Source organism: Caballeronia sp. AZ7_KS35, assembly GCF_023631045.1.
Classification (GTDB): domain Bacteria; phylum Pseudomonadota; class Gammaproteobacteria; order Burkholderiales; family Burkholderiaceae; genus Caballeronia; species Caballeronia zhejiangensis.
Genome location: NZ_JALQDV010000032.1, coordinates 223,872 through 241,662 on the forward strand (window position 1 = coordinate 223,872; position 17,791 = coordinate 241,662).

Consider the following 17,791-nt stretch of genomic DNA (forward strand, 5'->3'; position numbering starts at 1 on the left):
TTGACTTTCGCCGAACCCCGCAAAACGCGATGCCACCGCGATTCACGCCTCATTTCGCTCCTGCGAACTCCTGAACATCGGCATCGGCTTCGCCGGCGAGCGGCACGACGCCGGACGGCCCCGTCGCATGCGGATGCAGCAACAGCGCGACGAGCCCGCTCCAGCCCGTCTGATGCGACGCGCCCACGCCGCGCCCGTTGTCGCCATGAAAATACTCGTGAAAGAGCACGAGATCGCGCGAACGCGGATCGGCCTGTAGCAGCGGATAGGCAGCCATCACCGGACGCTCGCCGTTCTTGTCGAGCAGAAAGAGCGTGGTCACGCGGCGCGCGAGTTCGTCGGCGATTTGCGCGAGCGAAAACTTCTGTCCCGAGCCCGTCGGATATTCGACGCGAAAATCGTCGCCGTAATAGCGATGAAACTCGTGGATCGATTCGATCAGCAGATAGTTGACCGGCATCCACACCGGACCGCGCCAGTTCGAATTGCCGCCGAACACGCGCGAGTCGGATTCCGCCGGAAGATACTGGATGCCGAAGCTTTCGCTGTTGTGATAGAAGACGAACGGGTTATCGAGATGCACGCGTGACAGCGCGCGCACGCCGTGATCGGAAAGGAATTCGGTTTCGTCGAGCATGCGCCTGAGCAGCGCCTTCATGCGATGCCCGCGCAACAGCGACAGCAGCACGCTGTTGCCCTGACCCGCCACGTTCCAGCGCGACACGAGCCTCGAAAGATCCGTTCGATGTTCGAGAAACCAGTGCAGCCGTTCGCGCAATTCCGGCAGCGAGCGATACACCTTCGGCTCCAGCACATGCACGGCGAAAAGCGGAATCAGCCCGACGATGGACCGCACGCGCATCGGCACATTGGTTCCGTCGGGCAGGCGCAGCTTGTCGTAGAAGAACTCGTCCTCGCTGTCCCAGAGACCGGTGTCGCAATCGTCCTCGCAGCTCACCGCTTCCGCGATATACAGGAAGTGCTCGAAGAACTTCACGGCGATATCGACGAACACCTTGTTCGCGTATGCGAGCTCGAGCGCGATACGCATCAGATCGAGCGCGTACGCGGCCATCCATGCGGTGCCGTCGGCCTGATCGATGTGGCCGCCCGTCGGCAGCGGCGACGAGCGATCGAAGATGCCCACGTTGTCCAGGCCGAGAAAGCCGCCCTGGAAAATGTTCTTGCCGTCGGCATCCTTGCGATTCACCCACCATGAGAAGTTGAGCAGCAGCTTGTGGAACACGAGTTCCAGAAAATCGCGATCGCCCTTGCCGGTGATCGCGCGGTCGATCTCGTAGACGCGCCACGTCGCCCACGCGTGCACGGGCGGATTGGCATCGCCGAAAGCCCATTCGTACGCGGGCAATTGACCGTTCGGATGCTGATAGCGGTCCTTCACGAGCAATAGCAACTGACGTTTCGCGAACTCCGGATCGATGAGCGCGAACGCCGCCGCATGAAACGCGAGGTCCCACGACGCGTACCACGGATATTCCCACTTGTCCGGCATCGACACGATGTCCGCGTTGCACAGATGCCGCCAGTCCGAATCGCGTCCGGTGCGCCGCTGCTTCGGCGGCTTCGGCTGAAGCGGATCGCCGTCGAGCCAGCGCGTCACATCGAACTGATAGTACTGCTTCGACCACAGCATGCCGGCGAGTGCCTGGCGTTGCACGAGCCGCTGATCGGCATCGGCGATATCGTGCTGCAGCGCGCCGTAAAACTCGTCGGCTTCCGCGATGCGTCGCGCGAAGAGACCATCGACGTCGAGCGGCACGGCGTCCGGCGCGGACTCGGGCCGCCAGCGCAGATACACGACCGCCTTGCCGAGCGGCTCCAGTTCGAGATGCGCGTGCGCGGCCGCGCGCGTGCCCTTGTCGCGGCGAATCGCGTCTTCGTCGCCTTGCAGGATGTAATCGTTGAAGCCGTCCTTGAACGGTCCCGTGCCTTCCATGTGGAAGAGACGCCTGACGTTGGTCTCGTTCTCGCAGAAGAGCCATTCCATCGCGCTCGCGTCCGGCGACCACGCGGTGACGACCATCGGTTCGTGCGCGCCCTGTTCGGCGAGCACGTAGGTGCCTTCGCCCTGCACCGTTTCCACCTTCAGCGAGGGCTTGATCGGCGTCGGCTTCCACGACCAGGTATTGCGCGCCCAGATTTGCGGCAGCACGTCGAGCGCGGCCCGCACGTCGCTGCGATTCTCGATCGTCACGCGCATCACGATGTCGTCCGGCGTGTGCTTCGCGTATTCGACCTGCACGTCGAAGTAACGCGCGTCGTCGAACACGCCCGTGTCGAGCACTTCGTATTCGGGCATGTCGGCGCCGCGCCGCGCGTTTTCATCGACGAGATCGGCATACGGATACGCCGCATGCGGATACTTGTAGAGCATGCGCATGTAGGAATGCGTCGGCGTGCCGTCGATGTAGAAGTACAGTTCCTTCACGTCCTCGCCGTGATTGCCTTCCTGGTTCGTCAGACCGAAGAGCCGCTCCTTGATGATCGGATCGCAGCCGTTCCAGAGCGCGAGCGAGATGCACCAGTTGAGTTTGTCGTCGCCGAAACCGGCGATACCGTCCTCGCCCCAGCGATACGCGCGGCTGCGCGCATGATCGTGCGGAAAGTATTCCCACGCGGTGCCGAATTCGCTGTAGTCCTCGCGCACGGTGCCCCATTGGCGTTCGCTCAGATACGGTCCCCAGCGCTGCCAGCGTGGGCAGTCCTTCGAATGGAGCCTCAGGCCCTCGACGGTTTCGAGCTGGTTGACGGGGCGCGATTTCGACATGGGCGACTCCTCGATGGCGGCGTGCTGAACGACGGGCAAGTCTCGTAATTTAGCGCGTTTTGACGCCGGCCCGCGCGCGCCGCGCTAGGTTGCGCCGAGCAGCTTTTCGATGCGCAGGAGCTCCGCGAGCGACCACGCCTGAAACGGCGTCCCGCCGGGCGTGTGCGGCGCATCGGCATCGGCGACTTCGCTGACGTGATCGAGACCGTAGCGATCGAGATGCGCGTAGAGCGGCGTCAGAAAACGCTCGCGCGCGCCCGCCGCGCCGTGCACGCGCACCCACGCCTCGACGAACGGGCCGATCAGCCACGGCCAGACGGTGCCCTGGTGATACGCGCCATCGCGATCCAGCACGCCGCCCGCGTAGTTCGCCCTGTAGGCCGGATCGGACGGCGCGAGCGTGCGCAAACCGGGCGGCGTGAGAAGTTGCGTTTCGACCTGATCGACGACCGCGCGCGCGATATCGCCATCGACGAGCGGAAACGGCAAGCCGCCGACCGCGAAGATCTGATTCGGGCGAATCGATCGATCGACGCGACCGGGTTCGTGATCGACGTCGACGACATCGAAGAGCGTATGCGTGTCCGGATCGACGAAGCGCGCGGCGAACGACAACTGCGCCTGATCGCGCAACGCCTGCCAGCGCGGATTCCACGCGCTCGCGATCGTGAGCGCGTTGATCCACAGCGCCTGCACCTCTACCGGCTTGCCGATACGCGGCGTCACGACCCAGTCGCCTGCCTTCGCGTCCATCCATGTGAGCTGGACGCCGGGCACGCCCGCGCGCAGCAGACCGTCCACATCGGCGGCGATGCGAAAGCGCGTGCCGCGCGAATAGCCGTCGAGAATCGCATCGACGGCGCTTTGCAGGCGGCTTGTCGTCGCCGCGTGCGCGTGCCCCGTCGCCAGATAATCGTGCACGGCGACGACGAACCACAGCGAGGCATCGACGGAGTTGTATTCGGGCAGGCCGCCGCTGTCCGGAAAGCGGTTCGGCACCATGCCTTCGGAAATCGTATCGGCCCATTCGAGCAGGATCGATTCCGCTTCCTGATGCCGGCCGGACACGAGCAGGAGGCCGCGCATCGAGATGAAGGTGTCGCGGCCCCAGTCGGTGAACCACGGAAAGCCCGCGATGATCGTTTTGCCGACATTGCGCGTGACGACGTACGCATCGGCGCTGCGCGCGAGCCGCGAGCCGAACGCCGCGCGCCGTTCCTTTTCCCGCGAGGCGAGATGCGATGCGTGCGCGAGCGCGCTGTCTTCGAACGGCTTGTCGTGGCCGGCGTGCGCGTGGAGGATCATCACGGCTTCGCCGCGCGCGAGATCGAAGCTGAAGATGCCGGGCGTCGCGAGGTCTTCGGTGAAATCGAGTCCGCGCTCGCGTTCGCGCACGTAGCAGAAGTTGCGATACCAGTCGGGGGCGTGATCGTAAGCGCCGTTCGACGTGACGCAAATCGTCGGCAAATCGCCATACGGCTGCCATTGCACGCGCTCGCCTTCCAGTGTGGCATCGAAGGAAAATGCCGCGTTTTCGTGGTGCAGCGCGTGGTAGTCGCGGCCTGAGAGCAGCGGGCGGACTTCCAACTTGGCCGCTTTCGATGCGCCCTCGAGACGCCAGCGCAGGACGGTTTGGCGGGCTTCCTTTGCAACGAACGCTTCTGCGACGATGATCGTTGCGTCGTCGTGACCGATGCGGTAGCGCCATGTGGGCCACGGATCTGTATCGAATGAAAGGAGGCTTGCCGTCGTGTCGGGATAGAGGATGTCGGGGGCGTAGCGCTGCATCGTCAGAGGGATACGCGCGTTGCCCGTTTCGAGCCATGCTTCCATGCCGTTGATGAGCACGACACGGCCAGCGGGCGGTTGAGTCGCCGTCAGCAGCAGCGCTTGGTAGCGACGTGTGCGCATCGTGCCGACCGTGCCGGAGGCGAAACCGCCGTAAGCATCGGGTTCGAGCCATTCGTCTTCCAGACGCGCAGCGTCGATCGGCGATTCATCGGTGCGTTCGATGCGTGTCATGGTTTTGTTTTTTTTGCTGGATTGCGTGTTCGTGGCGGCTCGGGGTTTCGCCGGATCCCGGTTTCGTGGCGGCTCGGGGTTTCGCCGGATCCCGCTTTCGTGGCGGCTCGGGGTTTCGCCGGATCCCGCTTTCGTGGCAGCTCGGGGTTTCGCCGGATCCCGCTTTCGTGGCAGCTCGGGGTTTCGCCGGATCCCGCTTTCGTGTCGGTCTATTAGCACTGCCCCTGTGCGGGGCGGCAGTCACTTTCTTTGCTGCTGCAAAGAAAGTAACCAAAGAAAGCAGCTCCCGATACGCCCGCGGTCACACGCAATTTGGGTAGTCCTCTCGTCCATCGTGGGCTGCCTAAAGAGTGCCCTCATCACAATCACCGGGCTTGGCTCGCGCACGGTCTGACTAGCTAGTAGTTACAACGCGCGGGTCCAGCAATCATACATCCGGCACAGCGCTACGCGCTGCCGCCCGGTATGCGAGGGAAACCAACGTGCGGCGATTGCAGTGAGATGGAGACGTTAGTAGAGAAGCACATGCATCCCCGATGGACCGGTCGGCCGCGAAGCGGGCTGGAGCTATTTGGTGCTGAACCAGTTTGGTGTGTGGTGCGATGGTTCAGACCGTGCGCGAGCCAAGCCCGATGGGGCCTATGAGGGCACTCTTTAGGCAGCCCACGATCGACGAGAGGACTACCCAAATTGCGTGTGACCGCGGGCGTATCAGTAGCTGCTTTCTTTGCTTACTTTCTTTGCAGCAGCAAAGAAAGTAAGTGCCGCCCCGCACAGGGGCAACGCTAATAGACCGACGCGAATACGGGATCCGGCGAAACCCCGACCCGACACAATCACGGGATCCAGCGAAGAAACAAAATCAACCAAGAACCACACTCACAGCGTGAATCAAAATCCCGACGGCGCCTCCCACAAGCGTCCCATTCACGCGAATGAACTGCAAATCCCGCCCAATATTAAGCTCAACATCCCTGACGAGCGTCGCATCGTCCCACTGCTTGACGGTGGCGGCAATATGCTTCGCGATGCCATCGCGCAACTCCGGCGCAAGCGCCTTCAAAGCATCGCGCATATGCTCGTTAATCGACTCGCGTAATGCCGGATCGCTGCCGAGCGCCTCGGCAAAACCGCCCGCCATCGCGACGACCTTCGCATGCAGCGCCGAATCCGGCCGCTTGATATCCGCATCGAGCCACGCGATGAACTCGTCCCACAGCCCGTTCACGTATGCCCGCAACTCGGGCCGCTCCAGCCACTCACGCTTGTGCTCGTCGATGCGCGCCTTGAACGCCGGATCCGTCTTCAACCGCTCGACAAACCGCTCCACAGCCGCATCGAAAGCCTTGCGACGTTCGTGCTCGGGATCGCTGCTTACATCGTGCAGCCATTGATTCGCGCCGCGCACGAGACCGGCCGCAAACTTGTTGCCAAGGTCTTCAGCATTCAGTCCGACGAATCCCAGCATACCGACGAGCTTCGGATACTCCTCGCCCGCCACCGCGACGATGCGCGTCGCGAGCATCTCCTGCACTTCGGGCTTGTCGAGCCACCCGGCCAGTTGCTTCAGGCCCTCATCGAGCAGCAACTGATGACGCCGGTCCGATATCAGCGTCGACAGCACGCTTCCCGTCGCGCTCGCCAGATCGAACGACTCCGCGCGACGGCGCAGCGTCTCGTAGAGCATCGACTTCACGCGCTCGTCATCGACGAAAGACAGCAGTTGCCCGACCGCGCCCACGGCCTTCTTGCCGAGCAACTCGGCATTGGCAGGCTCGGCCAGCCACATCGACAGACGGCTCGCCGGATCGAACGCATTCACGCGCGCGACGAGCGCATCGGTGCCGAGAAAACGGTCGCGAACGAACACGGCCAGGTTGTCCGCGACGCGCGCCTTGTTCGCGGGCAGGATCGCGGTGTGCGGAATCGGCACGCCAAGCGGATGCCGAAACAGCGCGACCACCGCGAACCAGTCGGCGAGCGCGCCGACCATCGCGGCTTCCGCGAACGACGACACCCACGCCCACGCGCCCGCATCGTGCTGGCTTTTCGCGAGCGCGAACAAGGCGCCGGCCGCGACGAGCAGCCCGGCGGCGAACCATTTCATTCTTCTCAGCGCGACGGCTTTGTCCTGCGTTTCCATCTATGTCGGTTTCATGGTTTTGATGAGGCCGAAAGCTTACCAGCAGCGCGTTGCAAATCCCGAAGGACTTCGACGGCGCGTTCGCCCTCTTCGACCGGAACGAAGATGTGATCGTGATACGCCGCCGCAATCACATTGCAACTGATGTTCGCCTCGCCGAGCGCACGCGCGAACGCCGCCGTCAAGCCGACCGCGTTCAGATCCGAATGAACGGTCAGCGTGATCCAGGCCGCGCGAAAGAGCGGCGCGACGCCGGCCGCCTGCGCCGCGCTTTCTTCCATCACGACCGTCAATCCCTCGCGCTCGCGGAACGTCGCGACGATGCCCGCGCCGCTCGCCACCGCATCGTGCGGCAGCGACGCGAACACGTACGCGCCCGGCTGCAGTTCGGGCTCCATCGACGCGATCAGCGTATCGAGATCACGCAGCATCTTCGGTCTCCCGTGTCCGCGCCAAAACCGGCCGCAGCGCAGCGCCGGTATGACTGCGCGGATGCGTCGCGAGCGTGTCCGGGTCCGCCGCCGCGACGATCGTGCCGCCATTCACGCCGCCTTCCGGGCCGAGATCGAGCACCCAGTCGGCTTCGGCGATCACATCGAGATCGTGTTCGATGACGATCACGCTATGCCCGCCATCCACCAGACGATGCAGCACGCGTATCAGCTTCGCGACGTCCGCCATATGCAGGCCGACGGTCGGCTCATCGAGCACATAAAGCGTGTGCGGCGGCTTCTGGCCGCGCCGCGTGACGTCGTCGCGCACTTTCGACAGTTCGGTGACGAGCTTGATGCGCTGCGCCTCGCCGCCCGACAGCGTCGGCGACGGCTGGCCGAGCGTCAGATAGCCGAGGCCGACATCGCGCAGCAATTGCAGCGGATGCGCGATGCTCTGCATCGACGCGAAGAACTCGACGGCTTCGTCGATCTCCATCGTCAGCACTTCGCCGATGTTCTTGCCGCGCCATGTCACCGCGAGCGTTTCCGGATTGAAGCGCTGGCCGTGGCACACGTCGCACGGCACTTTGACATCGGGCAGGAAGCTCATCGCGATGGTCCGCACGCCCTGGCCTTCGCATGCCGGGCAACGGCCATCGCCCGTGTTGAACGAGAAACGCGACGGCGTGTAGCCGCGCGCGCGGGCCTCGAGCGTATCGGCGAAGAGCTTGCGGATCGTGTCCCACATGCCGATGTAGGTGGCCGGGCACGAACGCGGCGTCTTGCCGATCGGCGTCTGATCGACTTCGAGCACGCGATCGATAGCCTCGAAACCGGTTACGCCCGCGCAGCCCTGCCACGCATGCGCGACATCGAACGTCGGACGCGGCGCTTCGCGCGCGAGCACGCTGGCGCGCGACCCGGCAGCGGGCTTGTCCGCTTGCGCGGCCTTGCGCGCGCGCCGCACCGCAGGCGACGACAACACCGAACGGCCGACGGCATCGAGCAGGTTCGTCATCAGCACGTCGCGCGCGAGCGTCGATTTGCCCGAACCCGACACGCCCGTAATCGCGACGAGCCGATTCAGCGGCATCGTCGCCGTCACGTTGCGCAAGTTGTGCAGCGTCGCGCCTTCGACCGTCAGCCATTGCTCCGGCACGGCGGCGCGCTTCGCGGTCGCCGCGCGCACTTCGCGGCGCGGCTGCAACGGATGCACGATCGGATTCGCGAGGAACTGGCCCGTGAGCGACGCCTTGTGCGCCGCGAGATCCGTCACGTTGCCCTGCGCGACGACCGTACCGCCGCGCTTGCCCGCGCCCGGCCCGATATCGATGATGTGATCCGCGCGGCGAATCGTGTCTTCGTCATGCTCGACGACGACGAGCGTATTGCCTTTGTCGTTCAGCTTCTTGAGCGCGGAGAGCAGGATCAGGTTGTCGCGCGGATGCAAACCGATGGTCGGTTCATCGAGCACGTAACACACGCCTTGCAGATTACTGCCGAGTTGCGCCGCGAGACGGATGCGCTGCGCTTCGCCGCCGGAAAGCGTCGGTGCGGCGCGATCGAGGCTCAAATAGCCGAGCCCGACTTCTTCGAGGAATTGCAAGCGCCCTTCGATTTCACTGACCACGTCACGCGCGATATCCGCATCGCGGCCCTTGAGCTTGAGCGATGCAATCCACTCGCGCGTATCGCTGACGGTCCATCGTCCGACTTCCGTGATCGGATAATTGCCGAACGTGACGGCGCGCGCAACATCGTTCAGACGCGTGCCTTCGCATTCCGGGCAGGGCTGATCCACGATATCGTCCGGTTCCTGATCGACCGAGCCGATGCTCTGCTCGCGTCCGCGATCGTCCTGCGCGAAGAGCGTGTCGTCGAACGCGGCGCGCTGTTCGCGCGTGAGCTTCACGCCCGTCCCGACGCATGTGTTGCACCAGCCGTGTTTGCTGTTGTACGAGAACATGCGCGGATCGAGCTCCGGATAACTCGTGCCGCAAACCGGGCACGCGCGCTTCGTCGAGAACACGCGCGTTTCTTCCTTGCCGCGACGCGCGCCGTCGTGCCACGACCCATGCAATTCATCGAGCGGCGCGCAAAGATGCATGACGCCCTTGCCGATTTCGAGCGTGTCGTCGAGCAAACGCCGCAGTTCCGCTTCGTTGTCCGCCGACACGACGAGATCCGCAACCGGCAATTCGATCGTATGTTCACGAAAGCGATCGAGCTTCGGCCACGGACTCACGGGCAGAAATTCGCCATCCACACGCAGATGCGTATTGCCGCGCGCCTTCGCCCATTTCGCGAGATCGGTATAGACGCCCTTGCGATTGACGACGAGCGGCGCGAGCAGTCCGACATGCTGCCCCTTGAAATCGCGCATGATCTGCGCGGCGATCGATTCGGAACTTTGCGACTGGACCGGCGTGCCATCGTGAATGCAATGTTGAATGCCGAGCTTCACGTACAGCAAGCGCAGGAAGTGCCAGACTTCGGATGTCGTCGCGACCGTCGATTTGCGTCCGCCGCGCGACAGGCGCTGCTCGATCGCGACGGTCGGCGGAATGCCATAGACGGCATCGACTTCCGGACGGCCCGCCGGCTGCACGATGGAGCGCGCATATGCGTTCAGCGATTCGAGGTAACGGCGCTGACCTTCGTGGAAAAGGATATCGAACGCGAGCGTCGACTTGCCCGAACCGGACACGCCCGTCACGACGTTGAACTTGTTATGCGGAATATCGACATCGAGCGACTTCAGATTGTGCTCGCGCGCGTTGACGATCCGCACCACGTTCTCGCCCTGCAACGCACGTCGCGCGCTCGCGACTTCCGCCGCGAGTTGCAGCGGCACGCCCGCGCGCTTTTGAGCCGCGCCGGGCGCCATCGCTTCTTCGTATTCGACCAGCGCGCGGCCCGTATGCGATTGTTCGCATGCCGAAACATCGTCCGGCGTGCCGACGCATACGAGCTGCCCGCCGCCATCGCCGCCTTCCGGACCGAGATCGATGATCCAGTCGGCCGCGCGAATCACATCGAGATTGTGTTCGATGACGATCAGCGAATGACCGCGTTCGAGCAGGCGCCGCAGTGCCTGCATCAACTTCGCGATGTCGTCGAAATGCAGGCCCGTCGTCGGCTCGTCGAACATGAAGAGACGGCTTTCGCTCTTGCTGGTCTGCGACGTTTCGGCGAGAAAGCCCGCGAGCTTCAGACGCTGCGCCTCGCCGCCCGAAAGCGTCGGCACGGGCTGGCCGAGCTTCACGTATTCGAGACCGACATCGACGATCGGCTGCAGCACGCGCAGCACTTCCTTGTCGCCGGCGAACAGCGCGACGGCTTCGCTCACCGTCAGTTCGAGCACATCGGCGACGCTCAACTGACGATCGCCGCGCTCGATCTTCACTTCGAGGATTTCCGCGCGATAACGGCGTCCGTCGCAATCGGGGCAACGCAAGTAGACATCGCTCAGGAACTGCATCTCGACGTGCTCGAAGCCCGAGCCGCCGCACGTCGGGCAGCGTCCATCGCCCGAGTTGAAGCTGAACATGCTCGCGCTATAGCCGCGCTGCAACGCGAGCGGCGCCTTCGCATAGAGCTTGCGAATTTCGTCGAACGCGCCGACATAGCTCGCCGGATTCGAGCGCGCCGTGCGGCCGATCGGCGACTGATCGACGAACACGACATCGCTCAAATGCTCCGCGCCCTTCAGGTCGCGATACGCGCCGGGCGCTTCCGTCGCCTTGCCGAAGTGACGCATCAGCGCGGGCGCGAGCACGTCCTGGATCAGCGTCGATTTGCCCGAGCCCGATACGCCCGTCACGCACACGAGACGTTGCAGCGGAATGTCGACCGTGACGTCGCGCAGGTTGTGATCGCTCGCGCCTTCGAGCGTGAGGCGCGGCGTGTTCGCATCGACGACGCGGCGATTCCAGTTCGACGCATGCGCGACATGCTTGCGGCCGCCGAGATACGCGCCGGTGAGTGTGTCGGTGACTTGAATGTCGTCGGGTGCGCCGTCATAGACGATCTGCCCGCCGCGCTCGCCCGGACCCGGTCCCATGTCGATGAGACGATCGGCCGCGAGCATCACCGACGGATCGTGCTCGACGACGACGAGCGTATTGCCCGCGTCGCGCAGACGATGCATCGCTTCGACGATGCGGTTCAGATCGCGCGGATGCAAACCGATGCTCGGTTCATCGAGCACGAACAGCGTGTTTACGAGCGACGTGCCGAGCGCGGTCGTCAGATTGATGCGCTGCACTTCGCCGCCGGACAGCGTGCGCGACTGGCGATCGAGCGTCAGATAACCGAGACCGACATCGCAGAGATATTTCAGGCGCGTGCGGACCTCGGCGTGCAAGAGCTTGAGCGCTTCGTCGAGCAAGGTCGACGGCAGCGTCAGCGAATCGAAGAAGCGGCGGATGCGCTCGATCGGCATCAGCATCAGATCGTGCACCGTGAGGCCCGGCAGCGCTTCGAGTTGCGCGCGCGTCCAGTCGACGCCTTCCGGCATGAAGCGATCTTGCGGCGCAAGCACTGCGTCGGCCTGTTCCTTCGTGCCGAGACGCCACAGCAGCGATTCGGTTTTCAGACGCGCGCCGGCGCACACCGGACACGTCGTATAGCTGCGATATTTCGACAGCAGCACGCGGATGTGCATCTTGTACGCCTTCGACTCCAGATAATCGAAGAAGCGCTGCACGCCGTACCACTGGTTCTGCCACTTGCCCGTCCAGTCCGGCGAGCCCTTGATGACCCAGTCACGCTCCTGCTGCGTGAGATCCTTCCACGGCACGCCGAGGCGAATGCCCGCCTTCGCGCCGTAGCGCACGAGATCGTCCTGGTTCTCTTTCCACGCGGGCGTCTGCAATGTCTTGATCGCGCCTTCGCGCAGCGTCTTCTTTTCATCGGGGATGACGAGACCGTAATCGACGCCGATCACGCGTCCGAAGCCGCGGCACGTCTCGCAAGCGCCATACGCGGAATTGAACGAGAACAGCGCCGGCTGCGGATCGGCGTAGCGCAGATCGCTTTCCGGGCTGTGCAGGCCGGTGGAAAAACGCCAGATCTCCGGCTCGCCTTCGTCTTTCAGCACATAGACGTCGACGCGGCCCGTGCCGCGCAGCAACGCGCTTTCGATCGCCTCCAGCGCACGCGAACGCTCGATGTTCTGCAAGCGAAAACGATCCGCGACGACATCGAGCATCTGCCGTTTGCCGCTTGCGGTTTCGACGTGGCGTTTCGCCTGCACGCGCGTATAGCCGCTCGCGGAGAGCCACTGCTCGACCTCCTCGTCGCTCGCGGTGTCGGGCAATTCGACCGGAAACGTGATCGCGAGACGCGGATCATCGGCCCGCGTGCGTTCGAGCAGTTCGGCGTAGATCGTCTCGGGCGTGTCGTGACGCACGCGATGCGACGTCTTCTTGTCGAAAAGTTCGGCGGCGCGCGCGTAGAAGAGCTTCAGATGATCGTTCAGTTCGGTCATCGTGCCGACGGTCGAACGCGAACTGCGCACCGGATTCGTCTGGTCGATGGCGATCGCGGGCGGCACGCCGTCCACGCGATCGACCTGCGGACGGTCCATCCGGTCGAGAAACTGGCGCGCGTACGCGCTGAAGGTTTCGACGTAGCGCCGCTGGCCTTCCGCGTAGAGCGTGTCGAACACGAGGCTCGACTTGCCGGAACCGGACGGGCCGGTCACCACCGTCATCTGGCCGGTGTGCAGGTCGAGATCGAGATTCTTGAGGTTGTGCTGACGTGCGCCGCGAATGCGGATTGCGTTATTCGATGCCAATTTTTCAACCGGTTCAATAAGTTAGGCGGCACCCTCGAAGTGTTCGACGAGGTCGCACGAGTGTTCGGAAGTGCGTGGCCGCCATAGCGATCAGTACTGTACACGCATACAGTGTTTGCCGCCAAACGTGTCGGAAGTGTCCGGTGACACTGCGCAAGGGGCTCGCCTGCTCGGCGATCACTTCAGATGTTCGATGACCGCATCCGCGACGGCATCCGGCGCCTCGCGCAGCGGAAAATGCCCGGCGCCATCGATAACGACGCGCCGATAGCCCGCCGTGAAGTAGCGCGCTTGGCCTTCCGAGCTCGCCGGTTCGTCGCAGGCGTCCGCGCCGCCTTGAATCATCAAGGCCGGTACGCCGATGCGATCGATCGTCGCAAGCCGCGCGTACAGATCGGCGAGCGCCGGATCGGACGGCTGATCGCTCCGCCAGCGCCGGCGATACGCGTTCAGCGTGATCGGCACCCAGTCGGGATTGTCGAATGCGCGCGCCGTCGCCGCGAATTCGACTTCGTCGAACCAGCCGGGCGGCGACCATGTGTCCCACTGGATGCGCGCGAAGCCTTTGGGATTGGCGGCGACGGCGTCCGGGCCGCCGTCGAGCGACATGAACCATTGGTACCAGAAGCGCCGCGCCTGCGAGAAGTCGGGCAATTCGAAGACGCCGCGCGGCTGATACGCCAGCGCGAGCGCGGCCATGCGGCGCACGCGCTCGGGAAACAGCGTGGCGATCGTGTAGGCGGCGCGCGCGCCCCAGTCGTGGCCGACGACATCGAACGTGGCGATGCCGAGCGCATCGGCGAGATCGACGGCGTCTCGCGCGAGCGCGACGCCCGAGCCGTCGCGCACGGCGTCGTCGCGCAGGAAACGCGTGCCGCCCGCCCCGCGCAACTCCGGCACGACGGTTCGATAGCCGGCGTCGTTGAGCCGCGCGGCCACGGCATTCCACGCGCGCGCCGCATCCGGCCATCCGTGGATCAGCAGCACGACGGGCGCGTCGGCGGGACCGGAATCGGCGTAAGAGATATCGAGCGTCAGCGTGCGCGCGTGGCGTGCGAAATCCAGCATGGCGAGACTCCTCGAAAGCGAGGAGTCATTCTAGCGAGCAGTGAAAACACGCGCTCGGCGCGCTCACGCCCCGATCAACACCCCGCTCCTGATCGCCTTCTCACCCGTTACGCGTCCCATCGGCGCGCCCGCGTACACGAAGCGGACCGCGCGTCGCATGTAGAACACGCCGTCGTTGGCCGTCGTGACGGTCGTCACCGAGTCGGTGACCGGATCGACGATATCGAAGACCGGATCGCCCGCTTGCAGCCGCGCGCCCACTTTCGCGCGATACACGACGATCCCGCTCGCCGGCGCCGTCAGTTGCTGGCTGCCCGCGAGCGGCGTCGCGGCCTGCGCGAGCGGCGGCGCGTCCTTCGCCTCGCCTTCGATCACGCCGCGCGCGATCAGATAATCGACGATGGCCTCCGCATCCTGCGACGCCGTGTCGTAATCGACATCGCGCTGGCCGCGATGCTCGATCGTCGCCGCAATGTTCGGCGCGCCGAGCGGCGTTGCATCGCCGAGGCGCTCGCGCAGCTCGTTCCACAAAAGCGCATGAACCTCGTCGAAAGATTGACCGCCCGAATCCGTCGCCAGCAGCACGCCGTTCGCGCCGAGATAGCGCGCGAGCGGCTCGATCGCGGGCCAGCTCGCGGGACTCGTGTAGATGTGCATCGTCGCTTCGAGCGAGCAATGCAGATCGAGCACGACATCCGCTTTCGACGCCAGCCCGAGCAGCGCAAGCCGCAGCGATTCGAACTCGTTCTTCGCGGTCGTTTCGCCGAGCATCTCGACGAGCGCGCCGCGCAGCAGACGCGCGTTGTGCGCGGCATCGCCGGACGATAAGCGCGCGCCCACGCGTTCGATCAGCGCGGCAGCGGACGGCATCGGAAAATTGCGGTTGAAGTTGTGGCCGCTGTTCGCCTCGAAGCGCCCGAGGAATTGCCCGAGCACATGCTGCGACAAGCCGATGGGATTCGCCACCGGCACCAGCACGATTTCGCCGCGCATGCGCCCTTCGGCTTCGAGCGCGGCGAGACGCTGCTTCAAGGTCCACGCGGTGAGCATGGCGGGGGTTTCGTCGGCGTGCAGCGACGCTTGCAGATAAACGCTTTCGCCGTTCGCGGCATCGCCGAAATGAAAGCTGACGAGTTCGCGCGACGTGCCGAGCGTCGTCGACACGAGCGGATGACGTTGAGTGTGCATGTTCAGTCGCCGTAGACGTCGAAATCGAAATACTTGCGCGCGATTCTTTGATACGTGCCGTCCGCGCGCATGTCGCCCACGGCCTTGTCGACCTGGGCCTTCAGCGCCGCATCCTCCTGCCGCAGACCCATGCCGACGCCGTGATCGCCCATCGACAGCGGCTCGCCGACGAACGCGAAGCCCGCGCCGCGCGGCGTCTTCAGAAAGCCGTGCTCCGCTTCGACGGAACCGAGCAGCGCGGCATCGATGCGTCCCGCGGTCAGATCGTTGAGCACGCCGTCCATGCTCTGATACGCGACCACTTCGACGCCGCCCGGCTGCCAGTTCTTCATCGCGTAGGTTTCGAACTGGCTGCCGCTCTGCACGCCGATGCGCTTGCCGCGCAAGCCCTGCGCGCTCGCCGTGAGCGGCGCGCCCTGCTTCGCGATCAGCCGCGAGCGGAACTGGAAGAGCTTGGTGGAGAAAGCGATCTGCTTCATGCGCTTGTCGGTGATCGCCATCGACGACATGATCCCGTCGATCTTGCGGGCCTGCAGCGCGGGAATCATCCCCGAGAACTCGAGTTCGACCCACTGGCAGCGCATCGCGATGCGGCGGCAGATTTCATCGCCGAGATCCACGTCGAAGCCCGCGACGTGGCCATCGGGCGTCTTCACGTCCATCGGCGGATAACCGGGATCGATGCCGAGGCGCAAGGTGTCGGCGTCTTTAGCGTGAACCGGCGCGGCGGCGGCGAGCGCGGCGGCGAGAAAAAGCGTGCTGAGTCTGAGCATGAACGCGGTGCCTCCTGATTGTGGCCACCGATGGTACGGGCCCAAAACGCTCGCAAAAAGAGGCGTTTTGCTTATCATGTTCAGTTTTCGAGATCACCGACGGAGACGCCGAACGTGGATCTGACTCTCACGCAGTTGCGCATGTTCGTCGCCGTCGCCGATGCGGGCAGCGTGCGCGCCGCCGCGCGCCGGCTCGACGTTGCGCAAAGCGGCATCACGCAGCAGTTGCAGAAGCTCGAAGCGATCGCGGGCGGGCCGCTCTTCGAACGCGACGTGCGCGGCGCGCGGCTCACGCCGATCGGCGAGCGCTTGCGTGTACGCGCCGACTTGATTCTGGGGGAATGCCGCAAGACGGAAGACGAGATGCGCCAGTTGCGCGGCGAACTGACGGGTCGCGTCGCGCTCGGACTCGCGGCCGAAGCGACGATGCGGCTTTTTCCCGCGCTGCTGGCGAGCTATCGGGAGCGCTGTCCGCGCATCGATGTGCATCTGACGAGCGCGACGTCGCGGATGCTGACTTCGTGGGTCCGCGACGGCAGCCTCGATTTCGCGCTCGCGCTCATCGCACCGGGCGCGGACATCCACGACATGGAAACGACGCCGCTCTTCGATTCCGACGTCGCGGTGATCGCGCGGCGCGGTCATCCGCTCGCACGTTCGCGCGCACTGGCCGACTTGCAGAACGCCGAATGGGTCAGCACACGCCAGCGCGGCGGCGGCGCGCCGGCCAACAAGCTATCGGCGCTCTTCGAGCACGCGAAGCTCGCGCCGCCGCGCATCGCCGCGACGACCGAAGCGGTCTTCGACACGCTGCATTGCCTTGCGTCGAGCGATTATCTCGGGCTCGAACCCGCGAGCCTCGCCGGACATCCGTTCTTTCGCGAGCACGTCGAGATCGTGCCGATCGCCGAACGTGCCGGGAGAACGCCCGTCTGCCTGCTGCGCTGCGCGGGCGTGCCGCTCACGCCCGCCGCGCAGGAACTCGCGACGATGGCCGTGTCGTACGCCCGGATGCTGCCGACTCAACGCGATGCGTGACGCGCATGCGAGCCTTTGGACTTCGCGGCCGCGTTCCTGCGGCGCGTCGCCCAGCCCTTCTTCGCGGCTGCCGAGCGATCCGCCGCCGAGCGCCGGCTCGCGGCTGCATGCGTCTGCCGCGACAGCGACTTGTGCGAAGCGGCCTTGGTGCTTTCGCGCTTGAGCACGCGCGTGGACGTTGCCGAGCGCTTCGCCTTCGACTCCGTGCTCGGGCTCTTCTTCGTCCGATGCGCGGCCTTGGTGTCCTGCGCGGCCTTCTTGCGTGTCGCCTCGGACGCCGTGCCCTTCTTCGGCGGCTTCATCTTCACGCCTGAGCGACGCGCCTCGGACAAACCGATGGCGATGGCCTGCTTCGCCGATTTCGCGCCGTGCTTGCCCTCGCGAACGTGATCGATCTGCTCCTTCACGAATGCGCCGGCTTGCGTGCTCGGGGACTTGCCTTCGCGTTTGGCTTTCGCCGCGCGCTCGAGAGTTTTCTTTTCGGGCATGTCGGACCTCCTTGGTGAAGTGGACTTGCCCTGACGAAGCGAGCAACGT

The 17,791-nt window shown here is 64.7% G+C and carries 10 protein-coding genes; 1 reads left to right on the forward strand and 9 read right to left on the reverse strand.

Annotated features, from left to right (window positions below; genetic code table 11):
- Nucleotides 1–49 precede the first annotated feature (49 nt).
- The 8 genes from NCT05_RS20830 to NCT05_RS20865 all read right to left on the reverse strand — a co-directional run bounded on the left by NCT05_RS20830 (nt 50) and on the right by NCT05_RS20865 (nt 16,216).
- Nucleotides 50–2,788 (reverse strand): MGH1-like glycoside hydrolase domain-containing protein, encoded by a 2,739-nt coding sequence (locus NCT05_RS20830; protein ID WP_008352950.1) that lies wholly within the window; start codon nt 2,786–2,788, stop codon nt 50–52.
- Nucleotides 2,789–2,872: 84 nt separating this feature from the next.
- Nucleotides 2,873–4,810, reverse strand: coding sequence for an amylo-alpha-1,6-glucosidase (locus NCT05_RS20835; protein ID WP_250503082.1), 1,938 nt, complete (start codon nt 4,808–4,810; stop codon nt 2,873–2,875).
- A gap of 862 nt (nt 4,811–5,672) precedes the next feature.
- The gene (locus tag NCT05_RS20840; protein WP_250503083.1) at nt 5,673–6,953 is read right to left on the reverse strand and encodes a DUF445 domain-containing protein; all 1,281 of its coding nucleotides are present in this window, start codon (nt 6,951–6,953) and stop codon (nt 5,673–5,675) included.
- 11 nt (nt 6,954–6,964) lie between these two features.
- Entirely contained in the window at nt 6,965–7,384 is a 420-nt protein-coding gene (locus tag NCT05_RS20845; protein WP_250458001.1) for an ACT domain-containing protein, read from the reverse strand.
- Nucleotides 7,374–13,187, reverse strand: coding sequence for an excinuclease ABC subunit UvrA (gene uvrA, locus NCT05_RS20850; RefSeq protein ID WP_250440712.1), 5,814 nt, complete (start codon nt 13,185–13,187; stop codon nt 7,374–7,376). The genes NCT05_RS20845 and uvrA overlap by 11 nt, the downstream gene beginning before the upstream one ends.
- A gap of 177 nt (nt 13,188–13,364) precedes the next feature.
- Complete coding sequence (locus tag NCT05_RS20855; RefSeq protein ID WP_250503084.1) at nt 13,365–14,255, reverse strand: alpha/beta fold hydrolase; 891 nt, start codon at nt 14,253–14,255, stop codon at nt 13,365–13,367.
- A 63-nt stretch (nt 14,256–14,318) separates the two neighbouring features.
- The gene (locus NCT05_RS20860) at nt 14,319–15,443 is read right to left on the reverse strand and encodes a succinylglutamate desuccinylase/aspartoacylase family protein (protein ID WP_250503085.1); all 1,125 of its coding nucleotides are present in this window, start codon (nt 15,441–15,443) and stop codon (nt 14,319–14,321) included.
- Between the two features lie 2 nt (nt 15,444–15,445).
- A complete protein-coding gene (locus NCT05_RS20865; protein ID WP_008352936.1) occupies nt 15,446–16,216 on the reverse strand; it encodes a transporter substrate-binding domain-containing protein in 771 nt (256 codons plus the stop codon).
- A gap of 114 nt (nt 16,217–16,330) precedes the next feature.
- Here NCT05_RS20865 and NCT05_RS20870 point away from each other — a divergent pair, with 114 nt between their 5' ends.
- Nucleotides 16,331–17,254, forward strand: a complete 924-nt coding sequence (locus NCT05_RS20870; protein WP_250503086.1) for a LysR family transcriptional regulator — start codon at nt 16,331–16,333, stop codon at nt 17,252–17,254.
- On the opposite strand, the gene NCT05_RS20875 is transcribed toward NCT05_RS20870, so the two are convergent.
- Nucleotides 17,239–17,742 (reverse strand): DUF6496 domain-containing protein, encoded by a 504-nt coding sequence (locus NCT05_RS20875; RefSeq protein WP_008352931.1) that lies wholly within the window; start codon nt 17,740–17,742, stop codon nt 17,239–17,241. The genes NCT05_RS20870 and NCT05_RS20875 overlap by 16 nt on opposite strands.
- Nucleotides 17,743–17,791 lie beyond the last annotated feature (49 nt).